Annotated in this window: 19 protein-coding genes; 5 read left to right on the forward strand and 14 right to left on the reverse strand. The window is 68.3% G+C overall.

What is annotated here, in order from left to right:
• Position 1 precedes the first annotated feature (1 nt).
• The 12 genes from AOZ53_RS07705 to AOZ53_RS07760 form a co-directional block, all read right to left on the reverse strand.
• The gene (locus AOZ53_RS07705; RefSeq protein WP_054431391.1) at positions 2-724 is read right to left on the reverse strand and encodes an ABC transporter ATP-binding protein; all 723 of its coding nucleotides are present in this window, start codon (positions 722-724) and stop codon (positions 2-4) included.
• Positions 705-1,694: a branched-chain amino acid ABC transporter permease gene (locus AOZ53_RS07710; RefSeq protein ID WP_054477404.1), complete on the reverse strand. Its 990-nt coding sequence runs from the start codon at positions 1,692-1,694 to the stop codon at positions 705-707. The genes AOZ53_RS07705 and AOZ53_RS07710 overlap by 20 nt, the downstream gene beginning before the upstream one ends.
• 1 nt (position 1,695) lies before the next feature.
• Complete coding sequence (locus tag AOZ53_RS07715; RefSeq protein WP_054487460.1) at positions 1,696-2,547, reverse strand: branched-chain amino acid ABC transporter permease; 852 nt, start codon at positions 2,545-2,547, stop codon at positions 1,696-1,698.
• Positions 2,548-2,592: 45 nt separating this feature from the next.
• Positions 2,593-3,843 (reverse strand): ABC transporter substrate-binding protein, encoded by a 1,251-nt coding sequence (locus tag AOZ53_RS07720; RefSeq protein WP_006394740.1) that lies wholly within the window; start codon positions 3,841-3,843, stop codon positions 2,593-2,595.
• Positions 3,844-4,138: 295 nt separating this feature from the next.
• Positions 4,139-4,945, reverse strand: a complete 807-nt coding sequence (locus AOZ53_RS07725) for a putative hydro-lyase (protein WP_054487462.1) — start codon at positions 4,943-4,945, stop codon at positions 4,139-4,141.
• 102 nt (positions 4,946-5,047) lie between these two features.
• A complete protein-coding gene (locus AOZ53_RS07730) occupies positions 5,048-5,959 on the reverse strand; it encodes a LysR family transcriptional regulator (protein WP_054431386.1) in 912 nt (303 codons plus the stop codon).
• A gap of 186 nt (positions 5,960-6,145) precedes the next feature.
• The gene (locus AOZ53_RS07735) at positions 6,146-7,492 is read right to left on the reverse strand and encodes an amidase (protein ID WP_054431385.1); all 1,347 of its coding nucleotides are present in this window, start codon (positions 7,490-7,492) and stop codon (positions 6,146-6,148) included.
• Between the two features lie 92 nt (positions 7,493-7,584).
• A complete protein-coding gene (locus AOZ53_RS07740; protein ID WP_054431384.1) occupies positions 7,585-8,268 on the reverse strand; it encodes a DUF2848 domain-containing protein in 684 nt (227 codons plus the stop codon).
• A 71-nt stretch (positions 8,269-8,339) separates the two neighbouring features.
• Positions 8,340-9,623 (reverse strand): TRAP transporter large permease, encoded by a 1,284-nt coding sequence (locus AOZ53_RS07745; protein ID WP_054487464.1) that lies wholly within the window; start codon positions 9,621-9,623, stop codon positions 8,340-8,342.
• Positions 9,620-10,240: a TRAP transporter small permease subunit gene (locus tag AOZ53_RS07750; RefSeq protein ID WP_054487466.1), complete on the reverse strand. Its 621-nt coding sequence runs from the start codon at positions 10,238-10,240 to the stop codon at positions 9,620-9,622. Before AOZ53_RS07750 ends, AOZ53_RS07745 begins: the two co-directional genes overlap by 4 nt.
• Before the next feature lie 81 nt (positions 10,241-10,321).
• Positions 10,322-11,368, reverse strand: a complete 1,047-nt coding sequence (locus AOZ53_RS07755) for a TRAP transporter substrate-binding protein (protein WP_054487468.1) — start codon at positions 11,366-11,368, stop codon at positions 10,322-10,324.
• Between the two features lie 394 nt (positions 11,369-11,762).
• Positions 11,763-12,668 (reverse strand): LysR family transcriptional regulator, encoded by a 906-nt coding sequence (locus AOZ53_RS07760; RefSeq protein ID WP_054431381.1) that lies wholly within the window; start codon positions 12,666-12,668, stop codon positions 11,763-11,765.
• A gap of 87 nt (positions 12,669-12,755) precedes the next feature.
• Here AOZ53_RS07760 and AOZ53_RS07765 point away from each other — a divergent pair, with 87 nt between their 5' ends.
• Together AOZ53_RS07765 and fabV are read left to right on the forward strand one after the other, a co-directional pair.
• A complete protein-coding gene (locus AOZ53_RS07765; protein WP_054431380.1) occupies positions 12,756-13,691 on the forward strand; it encodes a DMT family transporter in 936 nt (311 codons plus the stop codon).
• Positions 13,692-13,809: 118 nt separating this feature from the next.
• Positions 13,810-15,006, forward strand: a complete 1,197-nt coding sequence (gene fabV, locus AOZ53_RS07770; protein WP_054431379.1) for an enoyl-ACP reductase FabV — start codon at positions 13,810-13,812, stop codon at positions 15,004-15,006.
• 47 nt (positions 15,007-15,053) lie between these two features.
• Here fabV and serB read toward each other — a convergent pair whose 3' ends face one another.
• A complete protein-coding gene (gene serB, locus AOZ53_RS07775) occupies positions 15,054-15,776 on the reverse strand; it encodes a phosphoserine phosphatase SerB (RefSeq protein WP_054477420.1) in 723 nt (240 codons plus the stop codon).
• Positions 15,777-15,787: 11 nt separating this feature from the next.
• Positions 15,788-16,696 (reverse strand): LysR substrate-binding domain-containing protein, encoded by a 909-nt coding sequence (locus AOZ53_RS07780; protein WP_054431377.1) that lies wholly within the window; start codon positions 16,694-16,696, stop codon positions 15,788-15,790.
• A 243-nt stretch (positions 16,697-16,939) separates the two neighbouring features.
• Here AOZ53_RS07780 and AOZ53_RS07785 point away from each other — a divergent pair, with 243 nt between their 5' ends.
• From AOZ53_RS07785 to AOZ53_RS07795, 3 genes are read left to right on the forward strand one after another with little or no spacing between them, the layout of a single operon-like run.
• On the forward strand, positions 16,940-18,016 hold the full coding sequence (locus AOZ53_RS07785) for an ABC transporter ATP-binding protein (protein WP_054431376.1): 1,077 nt from the start codon (positions 16,940-16,942) through the stop codon (positions 18,014-18,016).
• 13 nt (positions 18,017-18,029) lie between these two features.
• On the forward strand, positions 18,030-19,676 hold the full coding sequence (locus AOZ53_RS07790) for an ABC transporter permease (protein ID WP_006388177.1): 1,647 nt from the start codon (positions 18,030-18,032) through the stop codon (positions 19,674-19,676).
• A 22-nt stretch (positions 19,677-19,698) separates the two neighbouring features.
• On the forward strand, positions 19,699-20,682 hold the full coding sequence (locus AOZ53_RS07795) for an ABC transporter substrate-binding protein (RefSeq protein WP_054460652.1): 984 nt from the start codon (positions 19,699-19,701) through the stop codon (positions 20,680-20,682).
• The last annotated feature ends 12 nt before the right edge of the window (positions 20,683-20,694 follow it).

Raw genomic sequence — 20,694 nt, forward strand, 5'->3', positions numbered from 1 at the left:
ATCAGGCACGGTGCTTCCTCCCCAGATAAGCCTCGATCACGGCGGGATGGCGCACGATATCCTGGGGCGCCCCTTCCGCGATCATCTGGCCAAAGTTCAACACCAGCACCCGTTGCGCCAGCCGCATCACGACTTCCAGCACGTGCTCGACGATGATCAGCGTGACCCCGGCGGCGTGGATGCCGCGCAGGATCTCGGCCAGCGCGATGGCCTCGGCCGGATTGAGGCCGCCAGCCACTTCGTCCAGCAGCAGCATGCGCGGCTCGGTCGCCAGCGCGCGCGCCAGCTCGACCCGCTTCTGCCCCGCCACGTTCAGTTCGGCCGCCAGCGTGTCGGCGCGATCGGCCAGTCCCACCAGCTCCAGCACCCGCGCCGAGGCGCGGCGCGCGTCGGGCAGGCGCGGATGGCGCAGCAGCGCGCCGACCATGGCGTTCTCCAGCACCGTCATCTGGCCGAAGCTGCGCGGGATCTGGTAGGTGCGCACCAGGCCCATGGCCGCGACCTGCTCGGGCCGCCGGCCGATCATGGACTCGCCGGCGAACGCCACCGTGCCCGAGGTCGGCTCGTGATGGCCCACCAGGCCGTTGAACAGGGTGCTCTTGCCGGCGCCGTTGGGACCGATGATGGCGACGATCTCGCCCGCGTCCACCGACAGCGAAATGTCCTTGTTGGCGACCAGGCCGCCGAAGCGCTTGGTCAGGTTCTTAACGTCGAGCAGAGCCACGGCGCCTCCTCAATGTCACCAGACCGCCTGGCAGGAACAAGGTGACGAGCAGAATCGCCAACCCGAAAATCAGCAGGTCCAGGCCCAGGCCCGAACTGCCCCACAGCACCCGCGTGCCTTCCGACAGCGGCAGCAGCACCGCCGCGCCCAGCCACGGGCCGACCAGCGTGCCCACGCCGCCCAGGATGGCGACCAGCACCACCTGCACCGACATCGTCAGGCTGAACATGGACTCCGGATCGATGAAGCCCACGTACATGGCGAAGAAGCCGCCCCAGACGCCGGTCATGCCGGCCGACATCACGAACGCCAGCATCTTGTAGCGATCCGCCGGCACCCCCAGGCTGCGCGAGGCGGCCTCGTCGCCGTTGATGGCGCGCCAATAGAAGCCGGTCTTGGAATGCACCAGGAAGTACGTGGCGCAGAAGGTCAGGAACGCCAGCCCCACCGCGATCCAGTAGTACGGCACCTTGCTGCGGAACAGCAGCATCCAGGCGGCGTCGCCGATCGGCGCCTCCAGCCCGACGGCGCCGCCGGCCCAGTCCCAGTTGATCATCAGCAGCAGCCCGATCTGCAGCAGCGCGATGGTGGCCATGGCGAAATAGTGGCCGGACAGGCGCAGCGTCGGCCCGCCCACCAGCCAGGCCAGCGCCGCGCTGATCAGGCCGCCCAGCGGAATGCCGAGCAGCGGCGTCAGCTTCAGGTGATGCAGCAGCAGCAAGGTGGTGTAGCCGCCCACGCCCACGAACACGGCGTGGCCGAACGAGATGCGGCCGAGAAAGCCGCCCACCAGATTCCAGCACGCGCCGAGCGCGCCGAACATGATGGCCAGCAGCAGCACCTGCAGGGTGAACGAGTCGGTCACCACCAGCGGCACCAGCGCCAGCAGCACCGCCGCCGCCAGGGCCACGGCCACCGGCCATTTCGGCACGCCCGAGGCCGCGCCGTCCTTTTTCTGTGTCGTCGTCATGTCACCACCGCCCGAACAGGCCGCGCGGCCGATACCAGAGAACCAGGATGAAGAGGATGAAGACGCTGACCGTCTTCAGCGCGGGCGCCACGAAGTAGCCCGTCATGGCCTCGATGATCCCGATCAGGATGCCGGCGATGAAGGCGCCCGGCAGCGAGCCGAAGCCGCCCATGCAGACCGCCACGAAGGCCAGCAGGCCGAATACCGTGCCCACCGAGGGGAACACGTAGAAGAACGTGGTCAGCAGCGCGCCGGCCAGGCCGACGGCGGCGCTGCCCAGCATCCAGACCTGGGCGTTGACGCGGTCGGGCGAAATGCCGACCAGCGCCGCCACCTGGCGGTCTTCGGCCACCGCCTGCAGGGCGTGGCCCCAGCGCGTGCGGTACACCAGCACGAACAGCGCGGCCACCACCACCAGCGCGATCAGGCCGGTCACCACCTGCGGGCGGCCCAGCGAGATGCCCGCCACCGTGACGCTGCCGGACACCAGGGTGTCGGGCAGGCTGCGGTAGTCGGGGCTGAAAGCGATGAACGCCAGTTGCCGCAGCACCAGGCCCAGGCCGAAGGTGGCCAGGATCACCGCCATGGCGGGACCTTTCTGCAGGCGCTTGATGATCAGCGCATAAGTGAGGAAACCGACGAAGGCGAGCACGATGGCGACCAGGGGGGCCGACAGCGTGGGGTCGATATGACCCAGGGTGTATAGCCAATAGGCGGCATACATGCCGAGCATCAGGAATTCGCCATGGGCGAAGTTGATGACGTCGGTGATGCCCCAGATCAGCGCCAGCCCCACAGCCACCGCGGCATAGATCAGGCCGTTGAACAGGCCTGCCGAGAGAGCTTCAAACATGGAGTGCTCCTGTGGCGGGCCCCCGCGGCCCGCCACGGCTGATGATTACTTCCAGGAGAACGGCAGCGTGGGCAGCGTCTTGTCGGTGCGGTACTTTTCCGGCCAGACCGTCTGGTAGGACGAGCCCTTCAGTTCCAGGATCAGGCCGGAACCCTTGGTGTTCTGGCCCTTGTCATCGAACTTCACGCCGGCCCAGGGCATGGCCACTTGCGACTCGCCCAGGTCGGTGGCCGCCAGCGCCTTGCGGATCGCTTCCGGATCGGTGGAGCCGGCGCGGTTGATGGCATCGGCCAGCACCAGCACGCCCTGCATCGAACGGGCGTTGTTGCCGTTCAGGTCCTTGCCGGTCTTGGCCTTGTACATGTCGTTGATCTTCTTCAGGCCGGCCTTGGCGGCGGCGACGTCGTTGCCCCACACGTCGCGCGTCAGCACGCCCTGCACCTGCGGACCGACTTCCTGCACGAAGCGCGAGTCGATGAAGCCGGCGTCGTTGGCCAGCAGCACCGGCGGCGCGTACTTGCTTTCGCGCATGGTGCGCACGAACAGCATGGCGTCCGAGGTGTAGCTGGCGAAGATCGCCACGTCGGGCTTGGCCGCGGCCAGCTTCTGCACTTCGGCGGTGACCGAGGCCGAGCCGGCGCTGTAGGCGATGTTGGCCACCACCTCGCGCTTGTACTGCTTGGCGAACTTCTCGACCGCCTTGTAGGTGTTGACGCCGAAGTCGGTGTTCTCGTAGACCACCGCGATCTTGGCGGTCGGCGTGCCCTTCACGCCGTCCAGGAACTGCATCATGTTCTCGACGAAGGTGTCGTCGTTGGGCGAGGTGCGGAAGAACCACTTGTAGCCGCGCTCGGTCAGGTCCGGGCTGCTGGATTCGCCGTTCAGGTAGGGAATGCCGCGCTGCTCGGCGATGCGGCTGGCGGTCTTGGTGACGGCCGACTGGTAGGCGCCGGTCAGGGCCACCACCTTTTCCTGGTCGATCAGGCGCTGCGCGTCGGCCAGGCCCACTTCGGGCTTGCCCTGCGAATCGCCGAACACCACCTCGATCTTGGCCCCGCCCAGCGCCGGCAATCCGGCGCCCGCGGCCAGCGGGATCCCTTCGAGCTCGGGATGCGGATTATTGACGATATCCACGGCCAGTTCCACCGCGGCCTTGATCTCGGCGCCGGTGGACGCCAGCGCGCCGGACAGGGGATAGATCGCGCCGATCTTCACGGTCTTGACCTGCGCCTGCGTCGGCGCGGCGGCCAACAGCGCCAGACTCGCGGCGACACCCGCAATGAGCTTCATCTTCATTACCTGACTCCTGGAGAAATTCCACTGTGAAAGCAATGCAAAACGCGGGGCGCACGGCCCCGGGCCCGGGAAATCCGGGCCTGCGGCGACCCGCCGCCCGTCGCTAGTCCGGCGGGCGGTGGATCTTGAACTTTTGTCGCCTTTTCCCCTTGTCCTGTCATGGATCTTTCTGGAGGCAAAACCAAAGCTGCTGACGCGTCCGGCTGCGGACGCTTTGTAACGGTGCTGCGACTACGTAGAGACTGTGATTTCTAGCGGTTTTCCGCTGACGGTTGACTGAGAATCGAAGCGTGGCCTACAGGATGGCCATGCGGCTGTTGACCAGATCGGTGACCAGCATGTGCCCGGGCGCGTGGGTGATGCAGAAATCAGGGCGCACCGTCGCCACCACCGACTGCGGCGTCACCCCGCAGGCCCAGAACACCGGCATCTCGCCGACGCGGATCTCCACGGCGTCACCATAATCCGGCCGGTCGATGTCGGCAATCCCGATCAACGCTGGGTCGCCGATATGCACCGGCGCGCCGTGCACCGAGGGAAAACGCGAAGTCACCTGGATGGCGCGGATGGCGTCGGCGGCCTTCAAGGGCCGCATCGACACCACCAGCGGACCGCCGAAGACGCCGGCGGCATGGGTCGGGATGTTGGTGCGGTACATCGGCACGTTGCAGCCCTGCTCGATGTGGCGCACCGGCAGGCCGTTGTCCAGCATGGCTTCCTCGAACGAGAACGAGCAGCCGATCAGGAACGACACCAGGTCATCGCGCCACACGTCGCGCACGTCGGTCGGCTCGGCCACCAGCTCGCCGTTCTGCCAGACGCGGTAACGCGGGATGTCGGTGCGGATGTCGATGTCCTGGCCCAGGTCCGGCAAGGACGGATCGCCCGGCTCGGACATGGCCAGCAGCGGGCACGGCTTGGGATTGCGCTGGCAGAAATGCAGGAAATCCGCCGCCAGCGCGCGCGGCAGGATCGCCAGGTTGGCCTGCACGTGGCCGGGAGCCAGGTTCGCCGTGGGGCCGGTCAGTTTGCCGCTGCGGGCGTCGAGCCTTGCGCGGCGCGCCAGTTCCACGCTGCTGCGGGCCGCCGAATCCAATGCCATGTCAATTCCCCTTGAGCCAGTGTTGGTATGGGAGACATTGCACAGGAACTCGGGCCCTGCGTCTAATCACATGTTGCGATAGACCCCGATCAGAATTCCTTATCAGGGTTTTGCCGGATAGCGCAGCGCTTCTTCACGCGCGATGTGCTGGGCGGCCTCGGCCACGGTGCGCGGCACCTGGCTGTCGGGCCCCTGCATCCAGCAGGCGGTGTAGTGCAGCGGCGGCAGCGCCGGCGCCTTGACGTCCAGCACCCGCAGCTCGCCCTGGGTCAGCTCCTTGCGCAGGATCACCGGCGCGATCACGGCGGTGCCGATGCCATCGAGCGCCATGCGCACGATCACGCTCAGCGCCGAGCTGCCGTACATGCGCGGCGCGTCCACGCCGGCCTGCTGCAACAGCTGCCGCACCGCGCGGTGCGGATCGGTGGTGGACGAATAGGTGATGACCGGCCATTCCCCCAGCCGCTTCAGGCTGATGGGCTGGCGCCCCACCTTCAGCTTGGGGCTGGCGACCCAGCTGAGCGGGTAATTGCACAGGTACAGGTTTTCGATGCGCGGCTCTTCCATCGGCCCCAGCAGGAACGCCAGGTCGATCTGGCGCGAGGCCAATTGGGTCTTGAGCACCGTGGTGGTGTCCACCTGGATCTCGACCATCAGCGCCGGATAGGTATCGTGCAGGTATTCCATCAGCGTCGGCAGCCAGGTGTGCACGATGGTCTCGGACACGCCCAGCCGCAGGGTGCCGCTCATCACGCTCTTGGCGCGCGCCGCTTCCTGCATGTCGCGGCGCAATTGCAGCATGCGCTCGGCGTGCGACAGCAGTTCCTGGCCTTTGCCGGTCAGCTTGATGCCGCGCACGTCGCGGTCGAACAGGCGGATGCCCAGGTCCGATTCCAGCGACGCGATGCGCTGGGAAATCGCCGGCTGGGTGGCGTTGAGCTTCTCGGCCGCGGCGCGAAAGCCGCCCAGCGTGGCCACCCAGAAAAACGTCTCGATATTGCGCAGATCTATCATGGCGCCCGTATCCTGCCCCGTTGCGCGGCATGTCCAGCCTGGATGTTAGCGTCAGGGGGACGGTTCCGGTATGGCGGAAAACACCGCCCTGCCCGCCCGCGCGGCGCCGGGACGGCCGCCCCTTGCCGGCCACGGGCCGACGGCGGGCGGCCACGGGCCGCGACAGCGCGCGGCCCCGACGCGGGTTCAGCCCGCGAGCCGTTCCTCGACCGCCAGGCCGATCGCCAGGATGCGGCGGTCGGCGCCGTTGCTGCCGGCGATCATCAGGCCGACCGGCGCGGTGCCGGCGGCATGGCAAGGCAGCGACAGCGCGCAGCCATCGAGGAAGTTGATCAGGGTGGGATTGCGCAGGATCAGGCCGTTGGCGGCGTAATAGGCTTCATCCGAGGCCGTCAGGTCGGCCACGGCCGGCGCCACGATCGGCGTGGTCGGCAGGATCAGCGCGTCGTAGCCGGCGATGCGGCGATCGACAGCGGCGACCCAGGCTTCGCGCGCGTCCAGCAGGTCCAGGTAGTCGGCGGCGCCCATGTCCTTGCCGCGCATGATGCGCGACACCACGCGCGGATCGTAGCGCTTGCCGGCGCGGGCGATCAGGTCGCGGTGCCAGGCCCAGGCCTCGGCGGCGGTGAAGCCGCCCTTGGCGTTGATGCCGGCCAGTTCGGCGAATTCCGGAATGGCGATCTCGTCGACCAGGGCGCCGGCCTCGACCAGCCGCGCCACGGTGCGCGCGAAGGTGTCGGACACGTGCTTGTCCATGGCGTCCAGCGCCAGCGTCTTGGGCACCGCCAGGCGCAGGCCGCGCAGCGGCAGCGCCTCGGGCACCGGACCGCCCTCGCCCGACAGGATGGCGTCCAGCTCGGCGCAGCAGCGCACGCTGGCGGCGATGGGGCCGATGGAATCCAGGTTGGCCGACAGCGGCAGCACGCCTTCCATCGACACGCGCCAGGCGCTGGGCTTGAAGCCGGTCAGGCCGCACAGCGCGGCCGGGATGCGCACCGAGCCGCCGGTGTCCGATCCGATGGCGGCCACCGCCATGCCGTCGCTCACCGAGACCGCGGCGCCCGACGACGAACCGCCGGGAATGCGGCCGGTGGCGCGGTCCCAGGGGTTCAGCGGGGTGCCGTAATGCGGGTTGATGCCCAGGCCCGAATAGGCGAATTCGGTCATGTTGGTGCGGCCGATGATGACCGCGCCGGCGGCGATCAGGCGCTGCACCACTTCGGCGTTGGCGTCGGCCGCGGGTTCGCCCTCGCGCGCCACCGAGCCGGCCATGGTGGTCTCGCCCTCGATGTCGAACAGGTCCTTGATGCTGATCGGCAGGCCCTCGATGGCCGAGCGCACGATGCCGGCGGCGCGCAGCGTGTCCGAGGCGCGCGCCTGGGCCAGCGCCGACTCGGCGTACAGGCGGGTGAAGGCGCGGGCGCCCTCGCCGGCCGGATCGGCGGCGCGCGCCAGGGCGGCCTCGGTCAGTTCAACGGAAGTGGTGCGGCCGTCGTTCAGGGCGGCGGTCAGGTCATTCAGGGTCGAAAGCATACGGTTCCAGGGGGCCGCGGGGCGGCATGAAAAGTGTTGGACCGGCGCGCCCCGCCGGGGCGCGTCATGGCAATCAGGGCGCCTGCCGGGCGTCAGGCCACCACCGGCAGGATCTCGACATGATACCGGTGGCGCAGGCTGCGTTGGCGGCGCGGATCGAACAGTTCCATGGTGAATTCGGCCGACGGGCGGATGCCGCCGATGGCGCCGACGGTGCCGCAGGTCATGCCGGCGCCTTCGGGCAGCGTCGCGGCGCCGCCGGTGTAGCCGGCGATCAGGTCCTGCGGCGTGCGCAGCGAGGCCAGCGGGCCCTCCTGGTACAGCACCTCGGCGCCGTTCTCGACGATGTACGAACGGATCACCAGCTCGTCCCAGTAACCGGCCACGTCGGCCAGGCGCCAGGCCGTCGTCGCCACCGGCTTGACGCAGACCTGCTTGGACATGGCCACGCTGACCGTCTCCAGCTTGCGGTCGGTGTGGTCGGACGCGATGCTGACGTACATCTCGCCGTCGGCCGCGAACACGAAGGTCTCGACCTCGCCGGACGAATCGCCGCCCACCGCCTGCACCTGTTCGGCCTGGGTCAGCTGGTTGTCGGCGATGCGGTAGTACAGCGGCACGCTGGTGGGACGCGGCACGCCGATGGCGGCCAGTTCCTCGATATGGTGCTCGATGGCGGCGATGTCGCGTCCGGCCCAGCCGGCCACGATGAGGGTGTTGAAGTCCACCTCGACCTGGCGGGGGGAATCGGCTTCGATCTGGAATACGGCTTTCATGAAAAGTCCTGCGGAGGAAAACGGGGAGGAATGGGCGCGGCGACGCGGCCACGCCCGAAGGGAGACAGGGGCTAGCCGAACACCCGCGGCAGCCACAAGGCCATGTCGGGCCACCACGACAGCAGCGCCAGCATCACGAACATCGCCAGCACGAACGGCAGGCTGCCGACGATCACGGCGCTCATCGAGCCGCTCTTGCGCAGGCTCTGCACCACGAACAGGTTCAGCCCCACCGGCGGCGTGATCAGCGCGGCCTCGACCAGGATGATGATGATGATGCCCAGCCAGATCGGGTCGTAGCCCAGCGCGATCATCACCGGCGCCACGATCGGGATGGTCGTGATCATCATCGACAGGGTCTCCATGAAGCAGCCCAGCACCAGGTAGAACACGATCAGGATCAGCAGCATCCAGCCCGGCGACAGCCCCAGCCCGGTGATCGAGCGCGTCAGCGCGTCGGTCAGGCCGGTCGCGGACAGCACGAAGTTCAGGAAGCTGGCAGCCACCACGATCAGCATGATCATGGCGGTCGACCGCATCGTGCCTTCCATGACTTCGCGCAGCATGGCCCAGCTCAGGCGGCGGAACCAGGCGGCCAGCAGCAACGCGCCCAGCACGCCCAGCGCGGCCGCCTCGGTCGGCGTGGCGAGGCCGGCATAGATCGAGCCCACCACCAGCAGGAAGATGCCCAGCGGCGGCGCCAGGTGCACCAGGCTGGCGAAGCGCTCGCCCCAGCTGGCGTGGATCTTCTTGCCGCCCCAGGCCGGCTTGGCCAGGCAGGCGATTGCCACGGTCACCATGAACAGCCCGGCCATCACCAGGCCGGGGATGATGCCGGCCAGGTAGAGCTTGGGCACCGACGAATTGGTCAGCACGCCATAGATCACCAGGTTGATCGAGGGCGGAATCAGGATGCCGAGCGTGCCGCCGGCGGCCAGGCTGCCCAGGAACAGCGGCTCGTTGTAGCCGTACTTGCGGATCTGCGGGATCGCCACCGTGCCCACGGTCGCGGCGGTGGCCACGCTGGAGCCGGAAGTGGCCGAGAACAGCGTCGAGGCGCCGATGTTGGCGTGCATCAGGCCGCCCGGCAGCCACGACAGCCACAGGCTCATGGCGCCGTACATGCGTTCGGCGAAACCGGCCCGCAGCAGCACTTCGCCCAGCATGATGAACAGCGGAATGGCGACCAGCAGGAATTCGTTGTTGGTGCTCCACGAGACTTCGCCGATCGCGCGCGACAGCGGCAGCATGGAGAACAGCGGATCCAGCATCAGGCCCAGCACGCCCAGGGCGGCGCCCACGGGGATGGACAGGCCGATCAGGACCAGCAACAGGGTCAGGGCGGTTGCGATCATGCCGTGGCTCCCTTGACCATGCGCTCGCCGGCGGCGGCTTCTTCGTCGGCTTCTTCCTGCGCCGAGCGCACGCCGCAGATTTCCTTGACCAGCTCGATGTCGCCCGTCACCAGCGCGGCCGAGGCGCGCGCCAGCATCAATGCCACGGTGATGCACATCCAGGCCAGGCCCAGCAGCCACAGGCCCTGCGGGATCCACAGCGGCGTGGCCAGCGGCGTGTTGGCCGCGGACTTCTGTGTCCACGACATCTGCACCACTTCAAATGCGTAGTAGGTCAGGTACACCATGAAGACGGCCATGGCCACCATGGACAGCCAGTCCAGCAGCGCGGACACGCGCACCGGCAGGTACTGGTACACCACGTCCACCCGCACGTTGGCGCGTTGCAGCGTGGCGAACGCCAACGCCCACGAAGTGCTGATGGCGAACGCGTAGCTCGACAGCTCGTCGGCGCCGCCGGTGTTGAAGCCGAGGAACTTGCGCGCCAGCACGTCGAAGGAAATCAGCAATACGCTGGCGACGGTCAACGCGCCGCCAGCCCACACCGCCGCGCGCGAGAACGTCTCGGCGCGCCGCAGCAGCCCGCCCAGCAGGCGGAATTGTTCAGATCGGGTCATGGGAAACCTATAGGGCCGGACCGGCCTCGATGAGGGATCGCGGGCGCGCCGCCATCGCCGGCGGCGCGCCTTCGCGCTTGCTTACTTGCTGGCGGTCAGGCCGAGCGTCTTGCCGATGGTGGCGTTGAAGTCCTTGACGCACTGCGCCGAGCAACGCGCGGCCCACTTGGGCACCACGGCTTCCTGCGCTACCTTCTTGACCAGTTCGCGGTCAGCGTCCGAGGGCTGCACCAGCACCATCTTGCCCTTGACGGGGAACGGGCACGCGGCCGCGCCGGTGTTGCAGTCGTAGCCTTCCTGGGTCTGGCGCGCCGCGGCGTCCCAGATGTTGTCGACCAGCGTCTTGACGTTGGCCTGCAGCAAGGTGCGCACGTTGGGATCGAGCTTGTCCCAGGCCTTCTGGTTGACGGCGTGGATCTGCTGGTTCCAGTTGATCGGCAGCGCCACCAGGTGGGTCGAGACTTCGTACCACTTGGCCGAGTAGCCCGACAGCGAACCGGTGATGGCGCAATCGACCACCTTGTTCTGCAGCGCCGGCACCACTTCGCCGAACGCCATGGTGACGCTGGAGCCGCCCAGCGCTTCCACGAATTCAGCGGTGGTGCGGCTGCTGGTGCGGACCTTCTTGCCCTTGAGGTCGGCCAGGCCCTTGATCTCGGCGTTGCAGAACAGCACCTGCGCCGGATAGGTGGAGATGCCCAGCAGCTTGACGTTGCTGCCCTCGCCGTACAGGCGCGCATAGACCGGCTCGAAGGCGTTGGTCACCTCGCGCGCCGTCTTCACGTCCGGCGCCAGGCCGGCCAGGTCGATGGCTTCGTTGATCGGGTTGTCGCTGGCGAAGTACGACAGCGTGGCGGTGCCGAACTCGACCACGCCGGTGGACATCAGGCGCAGCAGTTCCGGGCCCTTCAGGCCCATTTCATTGAAACCCTTGATGTCCGCCGTGACCTGTCCCTTGGACGCGTCCGGAATGGTCTTGGTCCAGAACGGCTTTTCGTAATCGTTGTAGGCGGTCAGATTGGACAGGCCGCCGACCACCTTCAGGTGGGTCTTGGGCAGGTCTTGCGCCTGGGCGGCGCCGGCCAACAGGCTGGCGGCGACGGCGGCGAGAGCGAGCGACTTCTTCATGAACGAAAACTCCTGGCTGGCGGGATGGTCTGCGCGCGCGGGTCCCCGTTACCTTGAGCGCGCGGGTAAGAATCGGTACGTCAGAGGAGCAAACGATTTCCCCCGGAGCCTGTCGAGGCAGGCGATCTTCTTGATGTGCCGCCATTGCAGCGTCAGGGGCGTCCAGCGTCCAATCGTAAGTTGCGATGTGGGGGTATAAATATTTCTTGGGTCTCATGGCGGCGGAACCCGCCACCGGCCGCAAAGCCAGCAACCATGCGGCCTGGCGGGCAATCGCGACAACGCGCGGCCGGCGCACGCACGGCCGCCGCGACGCGGCCGCGCACACGCTGCTGGGGAAAACACCTAGGTTGGATCGGCCGCGCCAGCGCGCGCCGGACGCGGCATTGCCGTACTAAGCGGGCACGCCGTCGCCGGCCTGCGCCGCGACCTTCTGCGCCATCTGCGCGATCAGGCGCACCGCGTGGCTGTCGGGCCCCTGCACCCATGTGGCGGTGAAGCTCAGCTCGGGCAGCGGATCCGCGTCGACCCGCAGGATGCGCAGTTCGCCGCGTGCCAGCTCCTTGCCCAGGAACACCGGCGCGATGACGCTGGTGCCGATGCAGTCCTGCGTCATCCGCACCACCATGGACATCGAGGCGCTGCCGTACATGCGCGGCGAGACCACGCCGGCGCGCGTCAGCATGTCGCGCACCACGCGGTACGGCGCGCTGTTGGACGGATAGGTCACGATCGGCAGCCGCGCGATGCGCTCCAGCGTCAGCGGCTCGGGCCCCAGGTCCAGCAAGGGACTGGCGACCCAGGCCAGCGGATAGGTGCACAGCGGCAGGTTCTCGACCCGCGCCTCCAGCACCGGCCCCATCAGGAAGGCCAGGTCGATCTGCCGCGCCATCAGGTGCGAGCGCAGCACGTGCGTGGTGTCGACCTCGATCTCCAGCACCAGCGCCGGATACGAGGCGTGCACCAGTTCGATCAGCGTCGGCAGCCAGGTCTGCACGATGGTCTCGGCCACGCCGATGCGCACCGTGCCGGTCATCACGTTCTGCTCGCGCGCGGCCTCGAACATGTCGCGCCGCACCTGCAGCATGCGTTCGGCGTGCGACAGCAGTTCGTGGCCCTTGCCGGTGAGCTTGACGCCGCGCGCGTCGCGCTCGAACAGGCGCACGCCCAGGTCGGCCTCGAGCGAGGCGATGCGTTGCGAGACCGCCGGCTGCGTGGTGTTGAGCTTGTCGGACGCGGCGCGGAAGCTGCCCAGCGTGGCGACCCAGAAAAACGTTTCTATATTGCGTAGTTCGATCATGAACCTTTCCCCCTGCCGCGATGAGCGTATCATGTCAGCCGCCCCGTGGCCCCGCCCACGGCCCCCTAGCGCACAAGGAGCCTGTCCATGTCCCCGGCCGATACCGGTCGCCCGCGTCCCGCCGCCAGCGGCCCGCTCGTCGGGATCCTGTTGCTGGTGCTGTCGATGTGGACGCTGTCCTGCCTGGACGCCAGCGGCAAATGGGTCATGAACGCGGGCGTGCCGCTGCTGGTGCTGTCGTGGTTCCGCTATGCCGTGCACCTGGTGCTGGTGCTGGCGCTGGTGCTGCCGACCCGGGGCGTCGGCATCCTGCGCAGCAACAAGCCGCGCGAACAGCTCCTGCGCGGCGGCTCGATGTTCCTGGCCACGCTGATGTTCTTCACCACGCTCAGCTACATTCCGCAGGCCGAGGCCACCGCCATCAACTTCCTGGCGCCGCTGCTGGTGCTGTCGCTGGCGCCCTGGATCCTGAAGGAACCGGCGCGCATGTCGCGCTTCGTCGCCGCCGGCATCGCCTTCATCGGCGTCATCATCGTCATCCGCCCGGGCGGCGGCCTGCATCCGGTCGGCACCATTTTCGGCCTGCTGACGGCCTGTTGCTTCGCCGCCCAGTTCATCGCCACGCGCCGCGTGGCCGGCGACGATCCGTTCACCTCGCTGATCTGGAGCGGCGCGGTCGGCACCGGCTGCCTGACGCTGGCCCTGCCCTTCATCCTGCCGCCCGCCCTGCCGGTGCTGCAGGCGCTGACGCCGCTGGACTGGACGCTGCTGATCTCCACCGGGGTCACCGGCGGCCTGGGCCACCTGTTCCAGATCGCCGCCTACCGCCGCGCGCCGGCCTCGACCCTGGCGCCCTTCATCTACCTGCAGATCATCAGCGCCACCACGGTCGGCTGGCTGGTCTGGGACCACTTCCCCGATCCCCTGACCTGGCTCGGCATCGCCATCATCTGCGCCAGCGGCATCGGCATCGGCCTGGTGGAATGGCGCCGCGGCCGCGCCCGGGCCGCCGCGGCGGCCTGATCCGCGTCACGCACAGGCCGGGCTGCCCGGCGGCCGGCGCCGTTGGCTCCCGTACAATGCCGGGCGTCTCTCGCGCCTGCGCGCGGCACCCTCCCGGCATTTCCAGAACGAGGTCTCCATGATCATCAAACCCCGCGTGCGCGGCTTCATCTGCGTCACCACCCATCCCGTCGGCTGCGAGGCCAACGTCAAGCAGCAGATCGACTACGTCCGCGCCCAGGGCCCGATCGCGGGGGGGCCGAAACGCGTGCTGGTGATCGGCGCGTCCACCGGCTATGGCCTGGCGGCCCGCATCAGCGCCGCCTTCGGCTGTGGCGCCCAGACCCTGGGCGTGTTCTTCGAGCGCCCCGGCGAGGCCGCCAAGGCCGGCACCCCGGGCTGGTACAACAGCGCCGCCTTCGACAAGTTCGCCAGCGCCGAGGGCCTGTACGCCAAGAGCATCAACGGCGACGCCTTCTCCGATGCCATCAAGACCCAGACCATCGCCGCCATCAGGCAGGACCTGGGCCAGGTCGACCAGGTGATCTACAGCCTGGCCGCGCCGCGCCGCACCCATCCGGTCAGCGGCGCGGTGTTCAACTCGACCCTCAAGCCGGTCGGCCAGGCGGTCACGCTGCGCGGCCTGGATACCGACAAGGAAGTCATCAAGGAATCGGTGCTGGAACCTGCCACCCAGGAAGAGATCGACGCCACGGTGGCGGTGATGGGCGGCGAGGACTGGCAGATGTGGATCGACGCCCTGCTGGAGGCCGGCGTGCTGGCCGAAGGCGCCACCACCACCGCCTTCACCTACCTGGGCGAGAAGATCACCCACGACATCTACTGGAACGGCTCGATCGGCGCCGCCAAGAAAGACCTGGACCAGAAGGTGCTGGACATCCGCGCCAAGCTGGCCGCGCGCGGCGGCGATGCCCGCGTCTCGGTGCTGAAGGCGGTCGTGACCCAGGCCAGCTCGGCGATCCCGATGATGCCGCTGTACCTGTCGCTGCTGTTCAAGGTCATGAAGGAAAAAGGCACGCACGAGGGCTGTATCGAGCAGGTCTACGGCCTGTATCGCGACAGCCTGTGCGGCGCGGCGCCGATCCTGGACGCCGAGGGCCGGTTGCGCGCGGACTACCTGGAACTAGACCCGGCCGTGCAGGCGCAGGTGCAGGCGCTGTGGCACCAGGTGACCGAGTCCAATCTGTATGAACTGACCGATTTCGCCGGCTACAAGCGCGATTTCCTGCGCCTGTTCGGGTTCGAGATCGACGGGGTCGATTACAACGCCGATGTCGACCCGGACGTGAAGATCCCCGGCCTGATCAACGCCTGAGGCGGGTCGGACCGGGCCGCGGACAGCGCGGCCCGCGCGCCGTCCGCTTACGCGGCGCGGGCGGCGAACAGGCGCAGCAGCTGATCCAGCCCGCCCTGGTCGATCGCCACCTTGGCCTCGCGCCGCACCGCCGGCTTGGCGTGGTACGCCACCGACAGGCCGGCCGTGCGCAGCATCGGCAGGTCGTTGGCGCCGTCGCCCACCGCGATGGCGCGCTCCGGCCCCACGCCCAGCGCCGCGCACACTTCCAGCAGCTTGCGGCGCTTTTCCTCGCCGTCGCACAGATCGCCCCAGGGCTGCGGCAGCAACCGCCCGGTCAGGCGCCCATTCTCGATCTCCAGCACGTTGGCGCGCACGTCGTCCAGCCCCAGGCGCGCCCGCAGCCGGTCGGTGAAGCAGGTAAAGCCGCCCGTCACCAGCAGGCAGAACAGCCCGGCGGCCTTGCACGCGGCGATCAGCGTCTCCACGCCCGGGTTGAGCGTCAGGCGCCGGTCGTAGACCTCGTCCAGCGCTTCGGCCGGCATGCCGGCCAGCAGCGCCACGCGCTGCCGCAGGCTTTGCTTGTAGTCGACGATCTCGCCGCGCATGGCCGCTTCCGTCAGCGCGGCCACCTCGGCCTTCTTCCCCATCAGGTCGGCCATCTCGTCCAGCGTCTCGATGGCGATCAGGGTCGAATCCATGTCGAAGGCGATGACCTTGTAGTCCGACAGCGCCAGCGGCGGTTCGATGCCGCGCCAGTGCAGGCCGGCGTCGCTCTGGAAATCTTGCATGGGCAATCCTTCTATTGCTCGGGTAGCGGATGGCCGGCCTCGCGGCCCAGCCAGTCGATGAAATGGCGCGCCGCGGCCGCCGCCGGCGCGTCCGGGCGGAACAGCGCATGGACGCCGGCATTGGGCAGGCGCGGCTGCAGGAACAGCGGCCGCAGCCGGTCGGCGCGCAGGTCGTCCTGCAGCAGGCACCACGGCGCCAGGGCGATGCCCAGGTCGTTCATGGCGGCCTGCATGCACAGGAATTGATGGTCGAACACCGGCCCGGGCAGTTGCGCCGGCACGTCCACCTTGGCCAGCGCGAACCAGCGCGGCCAGTGATCCATGCCGCCCGCCACCTTGAGCAAGGGATGCCCCAGGCAATCGGTCGGCGTGGCCAGCCGGTTGCGTTCGATGAAGCGCGGCGAGGCCACCGGCACGTGGAAGTCATCCAGGCAATGCACGCAGGCCATCTCGGCGTGCGCCACGTAGCCATGCCGGATCTGCACGTCGCTGCCGGCCTCGTCGCCGCGGTCCAGGAACGACCGGCCCTGCGTGGTCAGCTGCACGTCGATGCCCGGATGCAGCGCCTGGAACGCCGACAGGCGCGGAATCAGCCATTTCATGGTGAGCGACGGCGTGGCGCTGACGCGCAGCACGCCGCCATGACCGGGCGAGCGCAGCTTGGCGGTGGCCGCTGCGATGCGCTCCAGGCTGGCCTGGACCTCGGGAAAATACGCCTGCGCGCACGGCAGCAGCGTGACGCCGCGGGCCTCGCGCGCGAACAGCGGCTGGCCGACGTAGTCTTCCAGGATGCGGATCTGCTGGCTGACCGCGCTGTGCGTGATACTCAATTCGTCGGCCGCCGCGGTGAAACTGCGCAGGCGCGCCGCGGCCTCGAATACCCGCAAGGCTTTCAGCGGCGGCAGGCTCGGGCCCGCCATCTCAGGCGACGCCCGCCCGTGCGCCACCCCGGCGCAAGGCTTTGCTGCTAGTTCCCACGATTTCCCTTGTCGTCTGTTTTTTGCCGGCGCCGCGCGGGGCGGCGCCATGGCTATGAGCCGCATTCTAGGGGATTGCGGCGCCGCCGACCTCTTAGAAAAACTAACGCCAGCTCTTAAAAAACACCGCTGGTCGCGGCGCGGCGGGGTTCCTATGATGCGCACAACCCCAGGCAGGAAGCTCTCATGGCATCGATCACGGTAGACGGCATCATCAAGACATTCGGCGGCCAGCAGGTCCTGCGCGACCTGTCGCTGCACATTCCCGACGGCGCGTTCTACACGCTGCTGGGCCCCAGCGGCTGCGGCAAGACCACCCTGCTGCGCTGCATCGCCGGCTTCTACGCGCCCGACGGCGGCCGCCTGCTGTTCGACCAGGACGACGTCACGCACGTGTCGGCGCACCGCCGCGACATCGGCATGGTGTTCCAGGACTACGCGCTGTTCCCCGACAAGACCGCCTTCGACAACGTCGCCTACGGCCTGCGCGCCCGCGGCGTGGCCCGCGCCGAGATCAAGCGCCGCGTCGACGAGGCGCTGGACAAGGTCGGCCTGGCGGCGCTGGCCGACCGCTATCCGGCGCAGATGAGCGGCGGCCAACGCCAGCGCGTGGCGCTGGCGCGCGCCCTGGTGATCCGGCCGCGCGTGCTGCTGATGGACGAGCCGCTGTCGAACCTGGACGCCAAGATGCGCCTGCAGATGCGCGACGTCATCCTCGACCTGGTGCGCGAGGCCGGCATCACCACCGTGTTCGTGACCCATGACCAGGAGGAAGCCCTGGCCATGTCCGACCGCATCGCCATCATGGACCACGGCAGCATCGCCCAGCTGGGCACGCCGGAAGACCTGTACGGCACGCCGGTCAACGCCTACGTGGCCGACTTCATCGGCTCGGCCAACGTGATCCCGGTGCCGGCCCGCGGCGGCCTGGCCGGCGCGCCGGCCGGCCACGTGCGCTACGAGCTGTGCGGCCTGGGCTTTGACGGCACGCTCGGCAGCGCCGCGCTGGCCGAGCGCTCGGTGCTGATCGCCCGCCCCGAGGAACTGGCCCTGATGGCGCCGGCGCCCTACGTGCCCAACACCCTGCCCGGCAAGGTGCTGCGGCGCCAGTACCTGGGCTTCAAGACCGCCTACCGCATCGCGCTGCAGGACGGCTCGGAAATCCGCGTGGAGCTGCACGCGGGCAACATGGTGGCGCAGTTCCAGCCCGGCGAGGCCGTGCAGGTGCTGATTCCCGCCGACAGCCGCGTCGTCAACGCCTGAGGACCGCCACGCCATGAAAATCAAATGGTGGCCCTGGGGCATCCTGACGGCAATCAGCCTGGCGCTGCTGCTGTTCTTCGTGCTGTATCCGCTGGCGGTGCTGTTCAGCAACAGCGTCACCGGCCAGGACGGCGGCTTCTCGCTGGAGGGCTTCCGCGCCCTGCTGGCCGACTCGCAATACCTGGAGGCCTTCGGCAACACGCTGGTGCTGGGGCTGGTGGTGACCACCTGCACCATCCTGGTGGGCGTGCCGTTCGCCTACATGGTGGCGCGCTACGACTTCCCGCTCAAGAACCTGGTGGCGATCCTGCCGGTGCTGACCATCGTCATTCCCGAGATCATCGTCGGCCAGTCGTGGCTGCTGGTGCTGGGCAACAACGGCATCCTGACCAACCTGCTGGGCGACGCGGGCATCTCGCTGCCGTCGTTCTACGGCTGGACCGGCATGGTGTTCTCGATGACGCTGGTCTACTACACCTACATCTACCTGGGCGTGCTGGCCGCGTTGCGCGGCTTCGACGGCCAGCTGGAGGAAGCCGGCCTGAGCCTGGGCACGCCGCCGCTGATGACGCAGTTGCGGGTGCTGGTGCCGGTGCTGCTGCCGGCGGTGCTGGTGAACGCGCTGGTGGTGTTCACGCTGGTGGTCGGCAACTTCGCGCTGGCCATGCTGCTGGGCAGCCGCGTGCCGCTGCTGTCGGTGATGACCTACAACACCTTCGTCAGCGAAATGGGCGGCAGCCCGACGCTGCAGAGCGCCATGTCGGTGGTGTCGATCGCCATCGTCGCCATCGTGCTGTTCGTGCAGAAGCGCGTGGTCGAGCGCAAGGTCTACACCATGACCCAGGGCCGCGCGCCGGCGGCGCGCCGGGTGCGGTCGTGGCAGGCGATGCTGTACACCGGCGGCGTCGGCCTGGTGATCCTGCTGTCGCTGCTGCCGCTGATCGTGGTGTTCATCGCCGCCTTCACCAAGACCAGCGGGCCGGTGATGCACTGGGGCTCGTGGTCGCTGGCCAGCATGCAGCGCGCCCTGCATGGCGCGCCCGAGCCGATCCTGAATTCGCTCAAGTTCGCCTCGCTGGCCACGGTGACGGGCGTGGCCTTCGCGGTGCTGGTGAGCTACCTGACCATCAAGAAGCGCAGCGCCTTCACCCAGGTGCTGGACTACATCGTGGTGCTGCCGCTGACCATCTCGGGCACGGTGCTGGGCATCGCGCTGGTGCAGACCTTCAACACCGGCTGGCTGGTGCTGGCGGGCACCTCCGGCATCATGGTGCTGTGCTACGCGGTGCGGCGCCTGCCGTTCGCGGTGCGCAACGCCTCGTCGGTGCTGTTCAACATTCCCGACTCGATCGAGGAAGCCTCGATCAGCCTGGGCGTGTCGCCGCTGATGACCTTCTTCAAGGTCATCCTGCCGGCCATGAAGGCCTCCATCATCTCGGCCGCCATCCTGATGTGGCTGACCACGATTTCCGAGCTGTCGGCCTCGATCGTGGCCTACAGCGGCGGCCTCGAAACCATGCCGATCGCCATCTTCCGCCAGGTCGACGGCGGCCGCCTGGGCATGGCCTCGGCCTATGGCGCGGCGCTGGTCACGGTGATCGTGCTGCCCATCATCGTGTCGGTCAAGGCGTTCCGCATCAAGCTGTTCTCCGGCAAATAACCCGCATCCACAAAGGCTCACCATGCACCTCAAACACTTCCTGCAAACCGGCCTGCTGGCCGCCATCCTGGCCTCGGGCGCCGCGCACGCGCAGAACGTGGTCCTGTACTCGTCCAACAACACCGAGACCATCGAGACCGCGCTCGACGCCGTCAAGAAGCAGTCGCCCAAGCTGAACGTGCAGCCGGTCACCGGCGGCACCGGCACCATGATGAAGCGCATCGAAGCCGAGGCGCAGAACCCGCGCGGCGACCTGTTCTGGAGCGGCGGCTTCGGCACGCTGGGCGCCTATCGCCAGCACCTGCAGCCCTACCGCTCGGCCGACATCGACAAGATCCCGGCCGAGTTCCGCGGCCCCGACGACCTGTGGGTCGGCACCAACGTCCACATCATGGTGCTGATGGTCAACGAACGCCAACTGAAAGGCCTGGCCGCGCCGGCCACCTGGTCCGACCTGATGCAGCCGCAGTGGAAGGGCAAGTTCGCCATCACCGATCCGTCCAAGAGCGGCACCGCCTACATGCTGGTCTACGGCCTGTACAAGCAGTTCGGCCAGGAAGGCCTGGACAAGATCGCCGCCAACGCCGTGGTCACGGCCTCGTCCGGCACCACCTACAAGGGCGTGGCGGCCGGCGAATACGCGGTCGGCATGACGCTGGAATACGCCGCCCAGGAATACGTGGCCGGCGGCCAGAAGGAGATCAAGCTGGTCTACCCGACCGAGGGCAGCTACCTGGCGCCGGAAGGCATGTTCATCATCAAGGGCGCCAAGAACCTGGACGCCGCCAAGGCGCTGTACGACGGCCTGCTCAGCAAGGAGGCCCAGGAAGCGCAGCTGGTGAAGAACTTCCGCCGCCCGACGCGCACCGACATCGCGGTGGCCAGCCTGACCACCCTGCCCGACTTCAACAGCATCAAGATCTTCCCGGTGAGCCAGGACGCGGCCGCCAAGGAGTACGAAGCCGTGGTCACCGCCTGGAACCAGGCCGTGGCCAAGGCCAAGTAAGGTCCGCGCCAA

The organism is Achromobacter sp. 2789STDY5608621, from assembly GCF_001299375.1.
Taxonomy (GTDB): domain Bacteria; phylum Pseudomonadota; class Gammaproteobacteria; order Burkholderiales; family Burkholderiaceae_B; genus Achromobacter; species Achromobacter insuavis.

Bases quoted from the DNA above. Each gene is read 5' to 3' on its own strand.
- AOZ53_RS07725 (WP_054487462.1), bottom strand. From the start codon at position 4,945: ATGGCATTGGATTCGGCGGCCCGCAGCAGCGTGGAACTGGCGCGCCGC.
- AOZ53_RS07740 (WP_054431384.1), bottom strand. From the start codon at position 8,268: ATGAAAGCCGTATTCCAGATCGAAGCCGATTCCCCCCGCCAGGTCGAG.
- AOZ53_RS07710 (WP_054477404.1), bottom strand. From the start codon at position 1,694: ATGACGACGACACAGAAAAAGGACGGCGCGGCCTCGGGCGTGCCGAAA.
- AOZ53_RS07715 (WP_054487460.1), bottom strand. From the start codon at position 2,547: ATGTTTGAAGCTCTCTCGGCAGGCCTGTTCAACGGCCTGATCTATGCC.
- AOZ53_RS07745 (WP_054487464.1), bottom strand. From the start codon at position 9,623: ATGATCGCAACCGCCCTGACCCTGTTGCTGGTCCTGATCGGCCTGTCC.
- AOZ53_RS07785 (WP_054431376.1), top strand. From the start codon at position 16,940: ATGGCATCGATCACGGTAGACGGCATCATCAAGACATTCGGCGGCCAG.
- AOZ53_RS07755 (WP_054487468.1), bottom strand. From the start codon at position 11,368: ATGAAGAAGTCGCTCGCTCTCGCCGCCGTCGCCGCCAGCCTGTTGGCC.
- serB (WP_054477420.1), bottom strand. From the start codon at position 15,776: ATGCAAGATTTCCAGAGCGACGCCGGCCTGCACTGGCGCGGCATCGAA.
- AOZ53_RS07795 (WP_054460652.1), top strand. From the start codon at position 19,699: ATGCACCTCAAACACTTCCTGCAAACCGGCCTGCTGGCCGCCATCCTG.
- AOZ53_RS07750 (WP_054487466.1), bottom strand. From the start codon at position 10,240: ATGACCCGATCTGAACAATTCCGCCTGCTGGGCGGGCTGCTGCGGCGC.
- AOZ53_RS07780 (WP_054431377.1), bottom strand. From the start codon at position 16,696: ATGGCGGGCCCGAGCCTGCCGCCGCTGAAAGCCTTGCGGGTATTCGAG.
- AOZ53_RS07735 (WP_054431385.1), bottom strand. From the start codon at position 7,492: ATGCTTTCGACCCTGAATGACCTGACCGCCGCCCTGAACGACGGCCGC.
- AOZ53_RS07790 (WP_006388177.1), top strand. From the start codon at position 18,030: ATGAAAATCAAATGGTGGCCCTGGGGCATCCTGACGGCAATCAGCCTG.
- AOZ53_RS07765 (WP_054431380.1), top strand. From the start codon at position 12,756: ATGTCCCCGGCCGATACCGGTCGCCCGCGTCCCGCCGCCAGCGGCCCG.
- AOZ53_RS07760 (WP_054431381.1), bottom strand. From the start codon at position 12,668: ATGATCGAACTACGCAATATAGAAACGTTTTTCTGGGTCGCCACGCTG.
- AOZ53_RS07720 (WP_006394740.1), bottom strand. From the start codon at position 3,843: ATGAAGATGAAGCTCATTGCGGGTGTCGCCGCGAGTCTGGCGCTGTTG.
- fabV (WP_054431379.1), top strand. From the start codon at position 13,810: ATGATCATCAAACCCCGCGTGCGCGGCTTCATCTGCGTCACCACCCAT.
- AOZ53_RS07730 (WP_054431386.1), bottom strand. From the start codon at position 5,959: ATGATAGATCTGCGCAATATCGAGACGTTTTTCTGGGTGGCCACGCTG.